The sequence below is a fragment of the Tamilnaduibacter salinus genome, assembly GCF_003096655.1.
GTDB classification, from domain to species: domain Bacteria; phylum Pseudomonadota; class Gammaproteobacteria; order Pseudomonadales; family Oleiphilaceae; genus Tamilnaduibacter; species Tamilnaduibacter salinus.
The window spans coordinates 42,150-60,212 of the sequence record NZ_QEKQ01000010.1; the positions used below are offsets into that span (position 1 = coordinate 42,150).

The following is an 18,063-nucleotide window of genomic DNA, read 5'->3' on the forward strand; positions in this document are numbered from 1 at the left end:
TTTTTGCTGTTCCTACCATCCAGAGGCCCGTTCGCGACGTATCCCCGCCTGTTCGTACAATCCGCGACCGCAACACTTTGACCCGGTCAATCAACTCAGATAGCCTCCGCGGCCCTTTCCCTGATGGATAGCTCCCTAATGTCATCTCCGAACACCCTGTCTTCCGCCGCGAGCGAGCGGCCACAGGCTGGTACGGACCGTCTGGTCCTCAGCCTCACCATTGGCTTTATCGTGCTCTTCGTCGGCGCCTCGATTTACGACTCGAAGTGGCTCGCTTCTCTGATTGGCGAGGGCTTCACCTGGACGGCCGCCTACTTTGGTTCCTTCTTTCAGCTTCTTCTTCTGGGCACCTTTTTTGTGGCCATGGCGGTCGCACTCGGCAAAAGCGCACAGGCTCGCCTCGGCGGTCTGGATCGACCGGAAATCGGCCGGTTCCGCTGGCTGTCGATGATCCTGTGCACGCTCCTCGCCGGTGGCGGCGTGTTCTTCGCCGCTGGCGAGCCCGTCTACCACTTTCTGGTTTCGCCTCCCGCAACAGCCACCGAGGCTGGCACGCCCGCCGCCGTCGCGCCTGCCATGGCACAGTCCTTCATGCACTGGGGGGTGCTCGCCTGGGCGGTGCTCGGATCGCTAACGGCCGTTGTGCTTGCCCGGGCCCATTACGGTCAGGGCAAACCGCTGCAACCGCGAACGCTGCTGTTTCCGGTGTTCGGTGAGCGTGCTATTCAGGGCAAACTGGGCGCGATCATCGACGCCTGCTGCGTCATTGCCGTCGTCGCTGGTACGGTCGGCCCGATCGGGTTTCTGGCCACGCAGATGAGCTTCGGCATGAGCGAGCTGTTCGGTCTGAGCGACGGCTTCCGGACGCAGTTGATCGTTCTGGTCGTGCTGGCTGCCGTGTATATGACCTCCGCCATGACCGGCCTTCACCGGGGCATCCAGATGCTGAGCCGTTTCAACGTCTTCCTGGCGCTGGCGATTGCCGCCGTGATCATTGTTTTTGGTCCCACACTGTTTCTCGCCGACACGTACCTCCAGTCCATGGGTGCCTACGTCGACGACTTCTTCACCATGGCAACGATGACCTCCCAGTCCGCCCCGGACTGGTGGATGAAGTGGTGGACCGTCTTTTTCTTCGCCTGGTTTATCGGTTACACACCGCTGATGGCGGTGTTCGTGGCGCGGATTTCCCGGGGCCGGACCATCCGCGAGACCATTCTCGCCGTGGCGATTCTCGCCCCCGTTGCCACGACCCTGTGGTTCACCCTGCTGGGCGGCTCCGGCATCTACTACCAGCTCAATGGCGTGTTCGACCTGACCAACGCCCTGTCCAACTTCCAGTTCGACGTCGCGACACTCACCGTGGCGCAGGCCCTGCCCGGCGGCACGTTCATGGCGGCCGCGATCCTGCTGCTCACGACGATTTTCGTGGCGACGACCGGTGACTCCATGAGCTACGCCATTGCAATGGTCGGCTCCGGGCATGACGAACCGCATCCAGGTGTGCGGGTGTTCTGGGGTGGCGCCATGGCGCTGATGGCGGCGCTACTGCTCTACATGGGCGCCGGTCAGATTGGCGTGCTGCAGCAGTTTATCGTGCTGACCGCCATCCCGGTGTCGTTCATCATCCTGCCCTCACTCTGGACCGGTCCGCGCGCGGCCCGGGCGCTCGCCGAGGAGCAGGGGCTGGTCTAACGATCTCCATCAGCCGATCCCGCGGCCACCCCCGGGTCGGCTGATGCCATTCCTTCTCCGGTCACCAGCATGACGCCCGGCTGCCAGGGGACCGCCTCGAACAGCGCATCGGAATGTCTGAGTCGACAGACACGCTTGCGCGGATCACCGAGCACGTAGACTGGCTTCCCCAACGCGAGTAGCGTCGCCACTAGGCCGGCACTCCCCACCTTATTCACAAACATTTCAGCGGTGTATTGATCCATCCCAAGAACCAGGGCCGTGACATCGGCAAGGTCATGATCGGCGGGCCGGTCCGGAACCAGCTCCGCCTCAATTCCATGTCTGCGCAATTCCTTCAACGCCGCGCGGCCTTCACCTCCGGGGTGGGACTCGGTCTGCCAGACCGACAGATCGACACCGGACTCCAACAAACCGACAAGCGCATCAATCACGACCTGACTGTGGCTGTGCGTCAGCAGCCGGACCGGACCGGTATCAAGCTGGTCTGTGAGCGTCTGGACCACGCGCTCAGGAACACGGGACCAATAATGCTCATACGCTTGCAGTGCTCCAAAAAAGTCGCCCCCAAGGGTCGGCTCCAATGCGTCCAGAAAATGGTGAACGACGGCCATTGACCGGTCGATGGCCCGGAACCGACCGAAGGCATCGCGCAGACGCCCGGTCGCCTGTGGATCGCCCCTCAGCGACCGGCAGGCGCGGATCATCTCCGCCACCAGCCACGAGGAGCCGTGTTGGCGATCCGCGATGATGCGATCAACGTCGGATTCAAAGGTCACGATCAACCCACGGCGATGTCGAAGCCTTCGAATTCCGGGGGGCCCAGGTACATGTGTTTGTTGTCACCGGCGTTGCGGTGAGCGGCCTTGAACGACTCGGACTTCGTCCAGTTCTCGAAGGCCTCCCGGGACTCCCAGATGGTGTGGGAGGCGTAGAGTGTGTGGTCCTCACGTTCCGGGCCGCGCAGGAGCTTGAACTCACGGAAGCCGGGGACACCTTCCAGGTGACTGTCACGATTGCGCCAGACGTCTTCAAAAGCGGCTTCTTCGCCGGGCGTGATCCGGAATCGATTCATTGCGATAAACATAGATTCTCCTTGGCTGTGGACATTCGGTACCATTGTTCTTCGGAACGTACGAAGGGACGTTGACTATCGCTTACTGTCATCCGCACGTGCAACGATATCGGCTTTGTCTGTGGGCATTGGCGCTTCTGATCACCACCGGCGGCTGTACCACGACGCAGCCATCACCGGAGGTCGCCACAGGCGAATGCGTGGTGCTGGTCCACGGCCTCTGGCGCAACGCGTGGGCGATGCAACCGCTGGCCAACAGCCTCAGGGAAAGCGGTTTCCACACCGTCAGTATCGATTACGATTCCACCGGCAAGGCCCTGGAGGCGGTCGCCAAAGAGGAAATGGCGGAAGCGGTCCGGCAATGCCAGACGCTGACGAGTGGCCCCGTCCATCTGGTCACCCACAGTATGGGCGGCCTCGCCGCTCGTTATTACCTGGCCACCCACGCCCTCCCGCCCGGAGGACGCGTCGTTATGCTCGCGCCACCCAATGATGGCTCCTCTGTGGTGAGCCATTTCGAGGGGCACCCGCTTCTGGCGTGCCTGATCGGCAGCGCCGCTGCCCCGTTGAGCGAATCCCGGCCACAGCGACTGCCGGGCGCCACGCTGACGACGCCGATCGGCGTCATCGCCGGTAACAACAATCCGTCGCCGGTGCCCATTCCTTTCCTGGACTCACCGAATGACAGCACGGTCTCCGTCGCCTCCACGCTTCTGGACGGCATGGACGATTTTATTGTGCTCCCCGAATCCCATGTATCGATCCGACGTTCGGAAACGGTGCACCGTCAGATCCGCGCGTTTCTCAGACAGGGTCGGTTCGAGATCGATCCAACCACACCCCCCTGATCCGGTGGGCCGTTACCCGATCGCCTTCGCCGCTGCCCGACCGGCATTACGGCCAGAAAACAGACACCCCCCGAGGAAGGTGCCTTCCAGCGCCCGGTAGCCGTGCATGCCGCCGCCGCCGAAGCCGGCGGCTTCTCCGACCGCATAGAGCCCGGGAATCCGCTCGCCCTGTTCGTTGAGCACCTGCGCGTCCAGGTCGGTTTCAAGACCGCCCAGCGTCTTACGGGTGAGGATGTTGAGCCGGACGGCGATCAACGGTCCATGGCTCGGATCCAGCAGTCGGTGTGGCTTGGCAGTCCGCACGATCTTATCGCCCGTGAACTGACGGGCGTTGTGCATGGCCATGACCTGGAAATCCTTGGTGAAGGCGTTATCAAGCTGTCGGTCCCGGGCTTCGATCTGGCGCCGGATATCGACCGGGTCCAGCAGGTGGTCCCCGCTGAGCTCGTTCATGCCCTTCACCAGGTCCTCCAGATTGTCCCGGACCACGAAATCCACGCCGTGCTCCTTGAACGCTTCGACAGGCCCCGTGCCTTTTTTACCCAACGGGCGCTGAAGCGTCTGCAACCAGCTCTTACCGGTGATGTCCGGATTCTGCTCGGAACCGGACAGGGCGAACTCCCGCTTGATGATGCTCTGATCGAGAATGAACCAGCTGTAGTCGTAGCCGGTGGACTGGATATGCGCGAGCTGGCCCAGCGTGTCGGACCCCGGATACAGCGGCGCCGGAAAGCGTCGGCCTTCGGCGTCAAACCACAGTGAGGACGGCCCCGGCAGGATCCGGATGCCGTGATTCGGCCAGATCGGGTTCCAGTTCTGGATGCCCTCCACGTAGTGCCACATCCGATCCGGATTGATCACACGCCCGCCTGCGGATTCGGTAATGCCAATCATCCGGCCATCGACGTGCGCGGGCACACCGCTGACCATGCGCTCCGGCGGTTTGCCCAGACGGTCCGGCCAGTTGCGACGTACCAGCTCATGGTTACCACCAATGCCGCCAGACGCCACGATCACGGCCTGCGCCTGGTATTCAAACGGTGTCTGCTCATCCCGGTTGGTCTGCACGCCGCGTTCCGCGTGGTCGGGCGCCAACACCTGACCGCGCACCCCATCGACGTGCTCGCCGGTCGTCAGAAGCTCATCAACCCGGTGCCGGAAGCAGAACCGGATCAGGCCTTTCTTCTCGGCTTCGCGCGCCCGTTTCTCAAACGGCTCGACGATCCCGGGGCCGGTGCCCCAGGTAATGTGGAACCGTGGCACGGAATTCCCGTGGCCACCGGCATCGTAACCACCCCGCTCCGCCCAGCCGAGCACCGGGAACACCCGATGCCCCATCGCCCGCAGCCATTCGCGTTTCTCACCGGCAGCAAAATCGACGTAGGCCTCCGCGACCCGGCGCGGCCAGTAGTCTTCCTCCCGGTCGAAACCGGCCGTACCCAGCCAGTCTTCCCATGCCAGCTCAGGGGAATCCTTGATGCCCATCCGTCGCTGCTCGGGCGAATCGATGAACAGCAGGCCCCCCAGGGACCAGAACGCCTGACCGCCCAGATTCTGTTCGGGCTCCTGCTCGACGATCACGACCCGGCGACCCGCATCCGCCAGCTCAGTGGCGGCGACAAGACCTGCCAGGCCCGCACCCACGACAATGACATCCGCCTGCTCGGCCATAGTTGCCTCATTCTTATGGTTGTTGATCGGTTGTCCGCTGAAATTAGAGAAAAGCCGTCGACCATTCAATACACATCCCGTATTCCACTGTCGCAATCGCTCCTGGATACGCCAAACAAAATCCGAACAAGCATTCGGTTGACTTCGCGGGCGCGCTCATGAGGCAGCGTGATGGCAGCCACACTGTTCGTCGCCAGACCCCGTGGTTGAGGCGTTTCGGGGCAGTCGATGGCATTACCCTTACCGAACCGGAGCGCCCTCGTAGGGCGAATGGCTCCGAATTGAACCCGAACACAAAAGCGCCCTAGCCTGAATGCTAGAAAATACCTCACTTTTTCGTTTTCCAATGCAGGTAGTCGACATGACCGCAGCCACAATGACGCCGCCTCAAGCCCGAGAGCACACCACGGATCAGGACCGGCCGGACATTCCCATCCGCCACATGAATTTCGGGTTCGACGCCAAGGAGGCCGACACCCGGTTCTTCGTCAATACGGAGCTGGCCAGCGCCTACTTCGAGGCCCTGTCGATTTTCCTGACCTACGGCGAGGATCTGGTGATCGAAACCGCCCGCTATCACCGGGATCTCATCAAGGATCCGTATCTGAAACAGCGCGTGACGGCACTCATCGGTCAGGAAGCGCTGCACTCCAAGGTCCATGAAGAGTGGAATGAGGTGCTGAAAGCGCACCGGTTCCCCGTCACCTTTTACCGGTTCCTGGCCCGCAATGTGTTCGATCACGGCTTCCGGCGTTTTCCTCAGCCAATGAAACTGTCACTGATGGCGGGGATCGAACACTTCACCGCCGTGCTTGCCGAGTTCATGATGAAGCACGAGGCGCACTTTTTTCACAGCGAGGACGAAAAACAGCGCGCACTCTGGATGTGGCACATGCTGGAGGAGTCCGAGCACAAGGACATTGCCTATGATGTCTTCGAGCAACTGTCCGGCAACTATCCACTGCGCATCAGCGGGTTCGCGATGGCGCTGGTGACCATCTGGTTCCTGGTGCCGCTGGGCGGCGTCCTGATTCCGTTTATCCGCAAGCCCCGCAACCTGATCAGCCTGAGCTTCTGGAAAGACGCCAAACGCAGTCTCGATCTGATCGTCGGTCGCAAGGACGGCGTCTATGGCAGCACCATCAGTCACGTCTTTGACTACCTGCGCCCGGATTTCCACCCCAACGACCACGACACGTCGGAGTATCTGGCGTACTACAAGGAGCGTCTCCTCGACCCGGAAAAGGGCCTGCTGACGCCCTACCTGACCAAAGAGGTGGTGCCGCCCGTCCGGGCCTGATCCAACCACACAACTTGATAAACGGCCCGGGATCCGGGCCTTTTACGCTTTCAGACAGGTGAACACGACGCATGGCACGCACAGACTCGCATATCTACGACACCTTCATCGTGGGCGCTGGCATTTCCGGCCTGGCCGCCGCGATCAAGCTCAGGGAAACGGGCTACGACAACTTCCGCATTATTGAAAAAGCGGACCGGGTCGGAGGGACCTGGCGCGAGAACACCTATCCCGGTTGTGGATGCGATGTGCCCTCATCGCTCTACTCCTATTCGTTCGCCCCAAGCAGCAAGTGGAGCCACCTGTTTGCCAAGCAACCGGAAATCCTGAACTATCTCGAAGAGGTCAGCGATCACTACGGCATTACCCCGCTGATTGAGTTCAACAACGCTCTGGACGAGGCGGCCTGGGACGAAGACCGGCATCTGTGGCGCCTGGACACCACCAACGGCCAGTACCTGGCCCGCTCCGTGGTGTTCGCAACCGGCCCGATCACCGAACCGCAGACGCCGCCCATCCCCGGCCTGGAAACGTTCAAGGGCGAGATGTTCCATTCAGCGACCTGGAACCATGACTACGATCTGACTGGCAAGCGCGTCGCGGTGATTGGCACCGGGGCATCGGCCATTCAGTTCGTCCCGCAGATCCAGCCCAAAGTCAAAGAACTGCATGTGTTCCAGCGTACGCCACCCTGGGTGCTGCCCAAGCCGGACATGCCACTGGACGAGACCAGCAAGCAGGCCATCGATCGGTTCCCGGTTATCCAGCGCACCTGGCGAAAGGCCGTGGCAGGATCCCTGAGCGTGATCAATTTCGGCCTTCGCAACCCGGTGGCCATGAAGCCGGTCAGTGTCGCCGCCAAGCAACTGCTGCGCCTGCAGATCCGCGACCCGGAACTGAGAAAAGCCGTCACCCCGAACTTCCTGCTCGGCTGCAAGCGCATCCTGTTCGCCAACGACTACTACCCGGCGCTTCAGGCGGACAACACCTCACTGATCCCCAGCGGACTGGTTGAGGTGGATGGCAACACGGTCGTTGGCGCCAACGGCGAGCGGCGCGAGGTGGACGTGATCATCTGGGGCACCGGTTTCGATGTGGCCCACCCGCCCATCGGCAACAAGGTGGTCAACGAGAACGGCGAACGGCTGGCCGACCTCTGGAAGAACAGCTCTCCGGAAGCCTACCTCGGCACAAGCATCGAAAACACGCCCAACGCCTTTCTGATTCTCGGCCCGAACGTGCTGGTCTACGACTCGTTCATCCGCCTGGCCGAAGCGCAGCTTGATTACATCATCGATGGCCTGTGGAAGATGAAGGAGAAGCGGGTCAGCAAGTTGAAGATCAAACCCTCGGTGCTCAGTAAACACAACCGGAAGGTCCAGAAGAACCTGCAGAGCACCGTGTTCAACAGCGGCGGATGCAGCAGCTACTACCTCGATCAGAATGGCCGCAACTTCGCCGCCTGGCCATGGTCGCTCAGCGCGCTGAAACGCCGCCTGAACGTGTTCCGCCTGAAAGACTACGATGTCGTCTATGGTGAAAAGGCCGAGGTGCGGCCGTTCAAGAGCGCACACCAGGACAATGTGGCCCACGCCGTTCACTGACGGCCCGTTGCATGGCGGGCCCTGTTTGGGGGCCCGTCTCCTGGCATGACTTCTACCTGGAACCACCACACCGGCGGGCTGGCGCCTTGGCCAGAGGCGTCGGCGGTACGCAGTCGATCAACGAATGAACCAGACGGAACACTAGAGGTTTGATATCCTTGATTCAGGTCAAAGAACCGCCCCCTTTCGGCCCCGATTCGAGGTACTCATGGGCGAACGGATTCCCACGCGACACAGCCTTGCCCTTAGCCCCTCCTGCAACCACTGCAGCCTGAGCAATCTGTGCCTGCCCCTTGCCGTCTCTGACGGCGATATGGGTCGGCTGGACGAAGTGGTCAATCGAGGCGCGGTCTATGATCGGGGTCAAGCGATCTTCCAGCAACATACCCCATTCCGCTCCTGCTATGCGGTACGCAGTGGGGCGATCAAGACGAGTGTGGAGACGGCCGAAGGCGACTATCAGATCACCGGTTTTTACCTGCCTGGCGAAATCATCGGTCTGGACAGCCTGCACGCCGAGGAATATGCCGGCTCGGCAATCGCTCTGGAGCGCAGCAGCGTCTGTGAAATCCCTATGGATCAGCTTGAATCGCTGTCGTTTGAGATTCCCACCCTACAGCACCACTTCTTCCAGTTGATGAGCCAGGAGATTCAAAACGGGCAGCAGCTCTCGCTGCTCCTGAGCCGGAAGACGGCGGAGGAGCGGCTCGCTTCCCTGCTGCTGTCGTTATCGAGTCGATACGAGCGGCGCCAGATGCCTCCCACGGCATTCCGCCTCCCGATGGCGAGAAACGATATCGCGAATTTTCTGGGGCTGGCCGTGGAAACCGTGAGTCGGGTTCTCACCCGGTTCCAGAGCCAGGGTCTGGCAACCATTAACGGTCGTTCCGTTGAGTCGCTCGACCTGGAGGGATTGCACTCGCTCCTCCAGTCCCCTGGAACATAGGGCGTTTTGCAGACGTCGTCCAGACCGCTCCTGAGTTGAGCCAAATCAAGACACTCAGTCGCCGCACTCTATAGGATGCAACGCAATCCGTTGTCATTCATGAAGGAGTCGGACATGAAAGCACGTCATTCAATCGCGATCGCAGTTCCCATGCTGCTTACGAGCCTTCCCGCACTGGCCTATGAAAGCGGCGATGTCATCATCCGCGGCGGGATTGCCCATGTACAGCCTCACGAGAACAGCTCCGCGATCCGTATCACACAGCCTAACCTCGGCGAGGTGCCCGGCTCCCGGGTTTCCGTTGACAGCAACACACAACTTGGCCTGGCGGGCACGTATATGGTGAGCAATCACTGGGGCGTGGAACTGCTCGCGTCGACACCGTTTTCGCACGATATTGATGCCGCCGGGAGCCTCTCGGGGGCCGGAAAACTCGCCGACATCAAACACCTGCCACCGACCGTATCCCTGCAGTACTACCCGATGGACAGCCAGAGCCGCTTTCAGCCCTATGCCGGCGTTGGCCTGAACTACACCATCTTTTTCGATGAGCAGACAACCAGCACACTCACCAACAGCATCGGGGCACTGGGGGATCTGGCGAGTGGCCAGAACCTGGGTGTCACGGCGTCATCAACCAGCCTGGATCTCGACAACTCTCTGGGCGTCGCAGTGGAAGTTGGTGCGGATTACGCCATTACCGAGCGGCTTGGACTCAACGCGGGCGTCTGGTGGGTCGATCTCGACACGACCGGAACCATTGACGCTCAAACCAACATTGGCCCGGTGACCAGCGAAGTGGATGTCGACATCGACCCACTGGTTTACATGATCGGCGCGCGTTACCGATTCTGAGCCGCCGACCCTCCCGGCGGAGCGGACGCCTCCGCCGGGCTAATCAACCGTCTCCATGGTCTGCCCACAACGCTGGCAACACCTCGATTGTCCCACGGGACAGTCTGACCCACCCTTGTTTTTCCATTTCTTTCAATAAGCGACTGACGACTTCACGGGCCGTCCCCAGCTCGACGGCAACCGCCTGATGAGTCAGATTAAGAACCCTCTTCTGACGCCGCTCAGCGAGCCATTCACGAAGCCGCTCATCCATCCGATGAAAGGCGACCTCCTCGACGAGCATCATCAAGTCGTCCAGACGCCGACCGTAGGCTGCCATAACGGCCTGCCGGAACCCGTCCGAGCGCGCCATCGCCGAACGGAAGACCGCCCGGGGGATCAGAACGGCCGTCGCACGCTCCTCAACCACCGCTTCGGCCCGATAGCCTCTGCCTGTCATCAAACAACCGATGGAAAGAGTGCAAAGATCGCTCTCTTCCATCCGATAAAGAACAATTCGATGCCCGGAGGCGCCGGTCATTTCCACCCGCACACACCCGGCAAGCACCACCGGTAACCCCTGACAGGCATCGCCGGGCTGGAACACGGGCGCCGCCGCCGGCAGGTCAAGGCGTTTCAACGATCGACGCTCTTGCGCCGTTAACCACCGGATGACCGTTTCCTCCATCGCCTGACACCCCTATATCCGAAAACCCTGACATTACCCCGGCAATTGTACGGGACGATGTGACTTTATCACTGAGTGACGGTGGCCATACCGGTATGTTGAAACCACCTCCCTGGCGACGGGTCCGTGTCGTTCATTTGCTGGTCTATCGCACATTGCGGACGACTCGAGACATAACAGGACACCGGGGATTTCGATCCATCGAAACGGATAAGAGGATCTCGTTATGAGCAAAAATATCGGCACCATCGATCGTTCACTGCGCACACTGCTTGGGCTGGCACTGATTGCCCTGGTGTTTGTCGGACCGCAGACGGCCTGGGGCTGGGTTGGTGTCATTCCATTGGCCACTGCCGCGTTCAGTCGTTGCCCGGCGTATTCGCTGCTCGGCATTCGAACCTGTCAGACCGGGCAGTAACCCAGCGGCCTCAGGGCCGCTATCCGGCGGCTCTGTTGCCCCTATCACCATGAGGTGGGGGCCTTGCAATCCCCCTTTTCCATGCACGGATCACCTCCCGTGCGGGGTTTAACGCCAAGTCATCTCGATCGGTGTTACGGCACAACAGACTCCCATGATTACTTGAGGTGAGGCCGGTCGGCGAGACCCAACACCGGCGTGCTGAGGACGATCGACCGCCATCAATTTACACCTTCAATAACGACACCACTAACGATAGCTCACAACAACACACCGGATAATCACCTGCAATTGGCCGCAAACGACTTTTCGGTTATATCGTTATAACCAGAAAGAAAACACTCCCTCAACTCACAGGAGGATGACCGTGGTCACGTTTCGGCTATCGCAATCACGAAAACCGGGAACGCCAGATGTTGCGGGGTTCTACGACCCACGCACCTTCAGCGTGCAATACATCGTTAGTGATCCGCAGACGAGCGCGTGCGCTATTATTGATCCGGTACTCGATTTCGATGAAAAGTCCGGCGCAACAGCCACCCATCACGCGGACGAACTTCTCGACTACATCCAACGAGAGGGTCTGACGCTCCAATGGATTCTGGACACACACCCGCACGCGGATCACTTTTCAGCCGCTCACTACCTGAAAGAGAAATCCGGCGCACCGACGGCGATTGGAGGCTACGTTCGGGATGTTCAATCGCTCTGGAAAGACATCTACAACTGGCCCGACTTTCCGGCGGACGGGCGCCAATGGGATCAATTGTTTCAGGCAGGCGATGAGTTCCGCATTGGCAGCCTGAGCGGCCATGTCCGGTTTTCACCCGGGCACACGCTGGCATCGGTGACCTATGTGATTGGCGATGCCGCTTTTGTACACGACACGATTTTTCAACCGGACTTTGGTACAGCAAGGGCTGATTTCCCGGGCGGCAGCGCCCACCAGCTCTGGGCGTCCATCCGGGATATCCTGTCGCTGCCTGACGAGACGCGGCTTTTCACCGGCCATGACTACCGACCCGGTGGACGGGAGCCGGAATGGGAGAGCACCGTTGCCGAACAGAGGACTCGCAACAAACATCTGGCAGGGACGAGCGAAGCTCAGTATGTCGCCATGCGCGAACAGCGTGACCGTGAACTCCCGATGCCCAAGCTGATCTTACCGGCTCTCCAGGTGAACACCTGCGGAGGACAACTCCCGGAACCGGAGAGTAACGGCAAACGCTACCTCAAGATCCCACTGGATGCTCTGGACGGCGCGGCCTGGGACTGACTCCTCTACCAAGCCGGGCCCGCGCCGCCCGGCTTTTCAGTTCGGACGCGACTCGTCGGTGATAATGTCACTGACCATCACGAGCACGCGATTTAGCATCACCAGCGCACTGACCCCATTTTTCGCAACAAAGAGACCGAGTTATGAAGACCACCATCCGCAAGCTAATGATCGCTGCACTGTTTGTCGCCGCACCATTCAGCCTTCAGGCCGAAAATCACGGCCCGGAAGTGGAAGACGTACTTGTGATTCTTTCCAGCGATTCCCCCCAAACGCAGGGCATGGCCATGGTCCTGTCGAATACCATGGCAAAGCAGGGTGCGGACGTGGATGTCCTGTTGTGCGACCAGGCGGGCGACCTGGCGCTGAGGCATTACGAGGGAGAGGCTCTGAACCCCAAAGGCATCACCCCGGGACAGATGCTCCGCTCATTGCTTAAAAAAGGTGGATCGGCTCAAGTCTGCGCATTGTACCTGCCCAACAGCCACCATCAGAAAACCGACCTGCTGGACGGCGTTGCTGTGGCCATGCCTGACGGCATGTCAGGGCAGATGCTGGATTCGAATGTAAGAGTCTTTACGTTTTGAGCAACCGCGCCGGTCGCAACGGACCGGCGCATTCACTTTCTCTCACCATCACGGCCAACGATCAGGCAGCAGAGCAACCGTCACGGACGATAAATCTTCTCTGGGTTGATGTTCATCGACCACGGCAGCCCGGCATTCTGCCATCCGTTCTTCACACGAAACCCTGCCATCTCGCCGCTGCTGACAGCACTGCCCTGGAACCCGTGGTTAATGTATTTCACGTTCGGGAAGCCCCGTTCACGCAGGTATTCCGCGCTGGGCTTGCCACGGGAGGAGCCGGAGCGGCACATGGTGACGATGAGGGATTCCTTGTTCAGCCCCTTCTCCGCCAACGCCGCCTCGATATCCGCAACGAAATCCGGATTGATGTCCATCGCGAACACTCCGCGGTCTTCACTGAATCGGGAGCGATCCACCAGCAGGAATGGAATATTGGCATCCACCGCGTCCGTAAACCCGATGAACATGATCTCGACCGGATCCCGCACATCGACGAACAGGATGTCCTCACCCTGTTCCTGGGTCATCTCCCAAACCTGTTTCGGCGTTACCGAGTAATCGTCTCCGGCCAACACCGGACCGGCCAGCCCCCAGCCGACCATCATCGATAACGCCATCAGAAACGTTTTCATTTCAACACTCCTATGCTTCCCAACTCGACAGGACCCGCCAACCCGACAAAGAACGGACCATGCCCTTTTCAGAGCATCGTCCGTCCAGCCGTGCGGCGGCGCGTTACACTTTTGTCGTCCTCAGGTACGGACGATGCTCAACCCAGCCATTTGGGAACATCTCTTTCGCATCCTCATCAGAGACACTCGGCGGGATGATCACATCACCACCCATGCGCCAGTCCGCCGGTAGCGCACAGTTCTTGTCGTCCGCCATCTGGAGTGCATCGATCACCCGAAGAATCTCGTCGAAATTCCGGCCCACCGCCATTGGGTAGGTCAGCGTCAGACGCACCTTCTTATCCGGGTCGATGATGAAAACACTCCGAACCGCAGCTGTTTCACTCTCTCCAGGGTGAATCATTTCATACAGCTCGGAAATCTTATGATCGGCGTCGGCGACGATCGGAAACTGCAGATCGCAGCCCTGTGTGTCGTTCACGTCTTCAATCCACTTGTTGTGCTCTTCTACGGTGTCCGTAGACAGGCCGAGCGGCTTGACGTTGCGCTTTGCGAACTCTTCCGCGAGCTGAGCCGTACGACCCATTTCAGTCGTGCAGACTGGCGTGAAGTCAGCCGGGTGGCTGAAGAAAAACACCCAGGAATCACCCGCCCATTCATGAAGGCTGATCTCCCCACTGGTGCTGGCTACCTTAAAATCAGGGGCGGTTTCGCCCAGTCGAATTGTCATATCGCTTCTCCTTTCAGGTTATCGGATCGCTTCGTCATCGTGACGACAAGACAGGGACAGCGTAACCAGCATTTATTGCATATACAAAAATCGAATATCTATAGAACAAATAGTTTTTATGCAATGGAGCACTCAACCGTCACGCCGCCGGAAGAGACCGAAAGCGACTGGTTGCCCAATTCGAGTACTGCTTGATCTGGATCAAACGATGCCTCACGCATCCGGATTACGATGCAATCATTGAATCAGTCACACGTCGGAGGAGGAATCAATCATGTACGTGGACAACGTTGTTCTGGCAGGCATTGGCACCGTAATGCTCATGTTCGCCTTCTTCGGTGGGGTGGGCTATTTCGTGTGGCACGACGCCCACAAAGAGAAGCCGAAGGATCATAAGCACTAACGGCGCCCCCATTGGCAGTGCGCTCCGTGCACCGTTAGGGTGGTCTGAGAACACCCGTTTCCCATGACCGGAAGGTGATCGGATGCGCCACGCCAATGTCGTGAAAGCCATCGTGGCCGCTGCCATCATCGGCGCGGCCGCGTTTGTCATCATCAAGGACGAACCGGCTCCCCCGACCGGCGATATCAACGCCATCGAGCCGGTGCCCAAACAGGACGCGCCCTGACGGCCGACCAGCCAGTCAGAGGAAAATGCTCTACGACCGCGTATCGCGATCCAGATGGCCGGCGATCACTCTCAAACAACACCCTTTCCGAGACCCGGAAAAGGCGACTGGCCAGACGACTGTGCTGTTCCGGAAAACCGCACACCGTTTCCGACTCGCGGCGCATTCGTGCCAGCGTCACGAGGCGTTTACAGTTGGAGTGGCGCTGCCAACACCGACCGGGAATGACTCGCCACCCTACTGAGCTGCCGCCATCGCGGCGGGCGACCTGGCCAAGTAGCGCAGCGCCTGCTCCGTATCACCCTCATGCTCCGGATGAAAACCAGGCATCACCCAACGCAGACTGGCTCGGACCAGGAAAGAAAACGTCGGCACATTCTCCGTGCGGTGACCCACACGTTCCAGCTGGGCCAGAATACGCGGGAGCATCTGCCACCCCCAGCACCGGACCTCCGGGCTTGGATCCTGGCGGTAGAGCGTCCGGCCGCCCTCGGCAATGAAGTGCAGGAAGAGCGGAAACACCAGCGCCATCAGCGCCTGACGGCCAACGTAGAAGCCAAGCTGAGTGCGACACAGGTGCTCGAACAGATCAAACGCCACACTGCGATGCTCCACCTCCTCGGCAAGATGCCATTTGAACAGGTCGACCATCGTCGGGTCACCGTCTCTTTCCCAGCTTTCGTTATCCATCGCCCACTGACCCAACACGCCGGTAAAGTGCTCGATCGCGGCAACCAGGCCGACGCGAATGATCAGCCATGGCTTGTCCGTCGCCCGGTTCTGCAGTGCCCGGATGCCAAGCGGCGCCTCATCAAGCAACGTCTGGAACAGCCAGGTGACCCGGTCGCGATACTCGTCCAGCGTCAGGCCATGTGCCTCGAGGTAGCCCTGGGCCTTCGTGTGGGCCCGCGAGTGGATGGCCTCCTGACGGATGAAGCCCTGGACGTCCTTCCTCAGCTCATCGTCCTCAACCAGCGGTAACGCCTTGTTGAACACACGGCAGAACCAGAGTTCTCCTTCCGGCAACAGCATGTGGATGCCATTGATCATGTGTGTGGAAAAGGGATCGCCCCGGAGCCAGTGCAACGGTGTGTCGTCGAAATCGAAGTGAACTCGGCGGGCTTTCAGCGCGTGGTGGTCTTGGGCCGGCATCTGCAGCGCTCCTTGATGTATCGCAGGCCAGAGGCCAGGAACCGCCGGATCAGGCGGGCCAACATGGGAGGCTAGCAAACGGGGCTTGGCTGTCCGTTTGCGCAACGGGCCGACGGCTCGGCAATTGGGGACAGAGAGGCTCCTGCATGAGGATCGAGGTCGCTCACGCTCAATCTCCGCCTCTACCCCGTATCTGAGCCCCGGTTCGCGAGCCCGGGGCTTTTTACAACCTCGCCCGCCGCGGATCAGGAAATCCGGAACTGACCTACAAGAGTCTGAAGCTCCGACGCCAGCCTCGACAAGTCCTCGCTGCCCTTGGCAGTGTGACCAGCGCCGGTGCGGGTCTGCTCGGCCATATCGACAATGGCGGTAATATTTCCGCTCACTTGATCCGCAGCGACCGACTGCTCTTCCGCAGCGCTGGCGATCTGCGTGCCCATCCCTGTTATGTACTCGATGGCCTCACTGATCCGCTCCAGCACCTCGGCGACGTCGCCCACCTGCTCTCGGCTTTGCTCCACCTGGCTCTGACCGGTCTCCATGGCGGTGACCGCGGCGTCACTCTCATTTTGAAGCGCGCTGATCAGGGATTCGATTTCCTCGGTGGATTCCTGGGTGCGACGCGCCAGGGCGCGGACTTCATCGGCCACCACGGCAAAGCCCCGCCCCTGCTCACCGGCGCGTGCCGCCTCAATGGCGGCGTTCAGGGCCAGGAGGTTGGTCTGCTCGGCGATGTCATTGATGACCTGCACCACTCGACCAATGCCCTGACTCTGCTCAGCGAGACCTCGAATCCTTGAGGCCACGTCCGACACTTCACGTGACAGGCTTTCCAGTTTCTGCTGATTATCCTGCCCCTTGCGCCGACCATCCTTCGAGAGCTCCTCGGCGTTGGTTGCCGCGGACTGGGCCTCGCCGGCACTCTGGGCCACATCCCGACTGGCAGCGCTCATCTGGTTCATGGCGGTGGCCACCTGATCGGTCTGCTCTGCCTGCTGCGCAATATTGGTCTGGGTCTGGCCACTGACCGCGGACATTTCCTCTGCGGCGGAGGCGACTTCCGCTGTGGCACTGGATAGACGACGGACCAGCCCTTCCATCTTCTCCAGCATCTGGTTGAAGGCCTCGGCAGTCGTGGCCACCTCATCCTTGCCCTCCACATTCAGGCGTAGAGACAGGTCCGAGTTCTTCGAAATCTGGTTAATCACCGTTCGCAGCCGCAGAATGGGGTTCGCGATGGACCGGCCAATAAGAATACCGAGGACCAGAACCACGATGGTGGCCAGAACCGCCGTCATGCTGTAGACGAAAACGGTCCGGTCATGGAGGGCTGCCGTGTTGTCACGGATATCCCCGGCTGCCTCAAGCTGAACCATCAGCAACTCATTGATCTTGGCCGTGATGGGATCGATCGCCTGGTACAGCGGACCATCGAAATCATCCAGGCGGCCTTCGACGTTGCCCCTCATGCCACTGATCCGGTCCAGGGTTTTCTCAATCTCCCGATCCGCCACGTCAAACCGCTGCTCCGCTTCCCGGACAAGGTCGGCTTCCTTCTCCGTCAGCTTGGTCTGAACGTAGGTCGACCATTCCTTTTCGATGTCCTTCTGTGCCTCCCGGATCCCCCGCTCGGCCTCTTCCGCAGTCAGCAATCCGGCATTGGCCTTGTTGATGGCATCGATGATCAGAACGGCATAATCGTCGGAGATTTTTTTCAACTGGCGAAGGGGAACCACCCGGTCGTCATAGATACTGACCACACCCCGTTCAACCTGATTGAACGAGCTGAGGCCATAGAAGGTCAGAATACCCACAGCGAGCAGTGGGACGGCGTAGGACACCAACAGGCGGAGTCGAATCGGAATCTGGTTAAGCACGGGAATGCAGTCCTTCTAACGTGGAACAATAGCGTTGCTGGCAGAACAGTCTTACGCCTCTCCCTAGCGAACTACTCCCTTTTGTGTATTGTAAGTGTCTA

19 protein-coding genes are annotated in these 18,063 nt (G+C 60.1%); 11 read left to right on the forward strand and 8 right to left on the reverse strand.

Annotated elements, in window-relative coordinates:
* Window positions 1-138: 138 nt before the first annotated feature.
* Entirely contained in the window at window positions 139-1,695 is a 1,557-nt protein-coding gene (locus tag C8D92_RS14260) for a BCCT family transporter (RefSeq protein ID WP_116919759.1), read from the forward strand.
* Here C8D92_RS14260 and C8D92_RS14265 read toward each other — a convergent pair.
* Both C8D92_RS14265 and hmuQ read right to left on the reverse strand, forming a co-directional pair.
* A complete protein-coding gene (locus C8D92_RS14265; protein ID WP_133243133.1) occupies window positions 1,692-2,474 on the reverse strand; it encodes an eIF2B alpha/beta/delta subunit family protein in 783 nt (260 codons plus the stop codon). The genes C8D92_RS14260 and C8D92_RS14265 overlap by 4 nt on opposite strands.
* A 2-nt stretch (window positions 2,475-2,476) precedes the next feature.
* Window positions 2,477-2,782, reverse strand: coding sequence for a heme-degrading protein HmuQ (hmuQ, locus tag C8D92_RS14270; RefSeq protein ID WP_116919761.1), 306 nt, complete (start codon window positions 2,780-2,782; stop codon window positions 2,477-2,479).
* A 116-nt stretch (window positions 2,783-2,898) separates the two neighbouring features.
* Here hmuQ and C8D92_RS14275 point away from each other — a divergent pair, with 116 nt between their 5' ends.
* Entirely contained in the window at window positions 2,899-3,618 is a 720-nt protein-coding gene (locus C8D92_RS14275; protein WP_116919762.1) for an alpha/beta hydrolase family protein, read from the forward strand.
* Window positions 3,619-3,630: 12 nt separating this feature from the next.
* Here the strand turns inward: C8D92_RS14275 and C8D92_RS14280 are convergent, their stop codons facing one another.
* On the reverse strand, window positions 3,631-5,289 hold the full coding sequence (locus tag C8D92_RS14280) for an FAD-binding dehydrogenase (RefSeq protein ID WP_116919763.1): 1,659 nt from the start codon (window positions 5,287-5,289) through the stop codon (window positions 3,631-3,633).
* Window positions 5,290-5,650: 361 nt separating this feature from the next.
* On the opposite strand from C8D92_RS14280, the gene C8D92_RS14285 reads away from it, so the two are divergent.
* The 4 genes from C8D92_RS14285 to C8D92_RS14300 all read left to right on the forward strand — a co-directional run bounded on the left by C8D92_RS14285 (window position 5,651) and on the right by C8D92_RS14300 (window position 9,994).
* On the forward strand, window positions 5,651-6,589 hold the full coding sequence (locus tag C8D92_RS14285; RefSeq protein ID WP_243402460.1) for a metal-dependent hydrolase: 939 nt from the start codon (window positions 5,651-5,653) through the stop codon (window positions 6,587-6,589).
* Between the two features lie 71 nt (window positions 6,590-6,660).
* Window positions 6,661-8,193: a flavin-containing monooxygenase gene (locus C8D92_RS14290; RefSeq protein ID WP_116919765.1), complete on the forward strand. Its 1,533-nt coding sequence runs from the start codon at window positions 6,661-6,663 to the stop codon at window positions 8,191-8,193.
* A 208-nt stretch (window positions 8,194-8,401) separates the two neighbouring features.
* Window positions 8,402-9,139 carry a fumarate/nitrate reduction transcriptional regulator Fnr gene (gene fnr / locus C8D92_RS14295; RefSeq protein ID WP_095612166.1) on the forward strand — a complete coding sequence of 246 codons (738 nt, stop codon included), beginning with the start codon at window positions 8,402-8,404 and terminating at the stop codon, window positions 9,137-9,139.
* Window positions 9,140-9,253: 114 nt separating this feature from the next.
* Window positions 9,254-9,994 (forward strand): OmpW/AlkL family protein, encoded by a 741-nt coding sequence (locus tag C8D92_RS14300; protein ID WP_095612165.1) that lies wholly within the window; start codon window positions 9,254-9,256, stop codon window positions 9,992-9,994.
* Window positions 9,995-10,037: 43 nt separating this feature from the next.
* Here C8D92_RS14300 and C8D92_RS14305 read toward each other — a convergent pair whose 3' ends face one another.
* Window positions 10,038-10,613 carry a Crp/Fnr family transcriptional regulator gene (locus tag C8D92_RS14305; protein WP_243402461.1) on the reverse strand — a complete coding sequence of 192 codons (576 nt, stop codon included), beginning with the start codon at window positions 10,611-10,613 and terminating at the stop codon, window positions 10,038-10,040.
* A 274-nt stretch (window positions 10,614-10,887) separates the two neighbouring features.
* On the opposite strand from C8D92_RS14305, the gene C8D92_RS14310 reads away from it, so the two are divergent.
* The 3 genes from C8D92_RS14310 to C8D92_RS14320 all read left to right on the forward strand — a co-directional run bounded on the left by C8D92_RS14310 (window position 10,888) and on the right by C8D92_RS14320 (window position 12,942).
* Window positions 10,888-11,079: a YgaP family membrane protein gene (locus tag C8D92_RS14310; protein WP_095612163.1), complete on the forward strand. Its 192-nt coding sequence runs from the start codon at window positions 10,888-10,890 to the stop codon at window positions 11,077-11,079.
* Between the two features lie 367 nt (window positions 11,080-11,446).
* Complete coding sequence (locus C8D92_RS14315; RefSeq protein ID WP_228151293.1) at window positions 11,447-12,355, forward strand: MBL fold metallo-hydrolase; 909 nt, start codon at window positions 11,447-11,449, stop codon at window positions 12,353-12,355.
* A gap of 143 nt (window positions 12,356-12,498) precedes the next feature.
* Complete coding sequence (locus tag C8D92_RS14320) at window positions 12,499-12,942, forward strand: DsrE family protein (RefSeq protein ID WP_095612161.1); 444 nt, start codon at window positions 12,499-12,501, stop codon at window positions 12,940-12,942.
* 80 nt (window positions 12,943-13,022) lie between these two features.
* Here C8D92_RS14320 and C8D92_RS14325 read toward each other — a convergent pair whose 3' ends face one another.
* Together C8D92_RS14325 and C8D92_RS14330 are read right to left on the reverse strand one after the other, a co-directional pair.
* Window positions 13,023-13,574 (reverse strand): rhodanese-like domain-containing protein, encoded by a 552-nt coding sequence (locus C8D92_RS14325; RefSeq protein ID WP_095612160.1) that lies wholly within the window; start codon window positions 13,572-13,574, stop codon window positions 13,023-13,025.
* A gap of 103 nt (window positions 13,575-13,677) precedes the next feature.
* A complete protein-coding gene (locus tag C8D92_RS14330; protein ID WP_116919767.1) occupies window positions 13,678-14,304 on the reverse strand; it encodes a peroxiredoxin in 627 nt (208 codons plus the stop codon).
* Between the two features lie 274 nt (window positions 14,305-14,578).
* Here C8D92_RS14330 and ccoM point away from each other — a divergent pair, with 274 nt between their 5' ends.
* Together ccoM and C8D92_RS15725 are read left to right on the forward strand one after the other, a co-directional pair.
* Window positions 14,579-14,707: a cytochrome c oxidase subunit CcoM gene (gene ccoM, locus C8D92_RS15955; RefSeq protein WP_265734395.1), complete on the forward strand. Its 129-nt coding sequence runs from the start codon at window positions 14,579-14,581 to the stop codon at window positions 14,705-14,707.
* Between the two features lie 82 nt (window positions 14,708-14,789).
* A complete protein-coding gene (locus C8D92_RS15725; RefSeq protein WP_165819289.1) occupies window positions 14,790-14,933 on the forward strand; it encodes a hypothetical protein in 144 nt (47 codons plus the stop codon).
* Between the two features lie 237 nt (window positions 14,934-15,170).
* Here C8D92_RS15725 and C8D92_RS14335 read toward each other — a convergent pair whose 3' ends face one another.
* Entirely contained in the window at window positions 15,171-16,085 is a 915-nt protein-coding gene (locus C8D92_RS14335) for a metal-dependent hydrolase (protein WP_116919768.1), read from the reverse strand.
* Between the two features lie 245 nt (window positions 16,086-16,330).
* On the reverse strand, window positions 16,331-17,962 hold the full coding sequence (locus tag C8D92_RS14340) for a methyl-accepting chemotaxis protein (RefSeq protein ID WP_116919769.1): 1,632 nt from the start codon (window positions 17,960-17,962) through the stop codon (window positions 16,331-16,333).
* Between the last annotated feature and the right edge of the window lie 101 nt (window positions 17,963-18,063).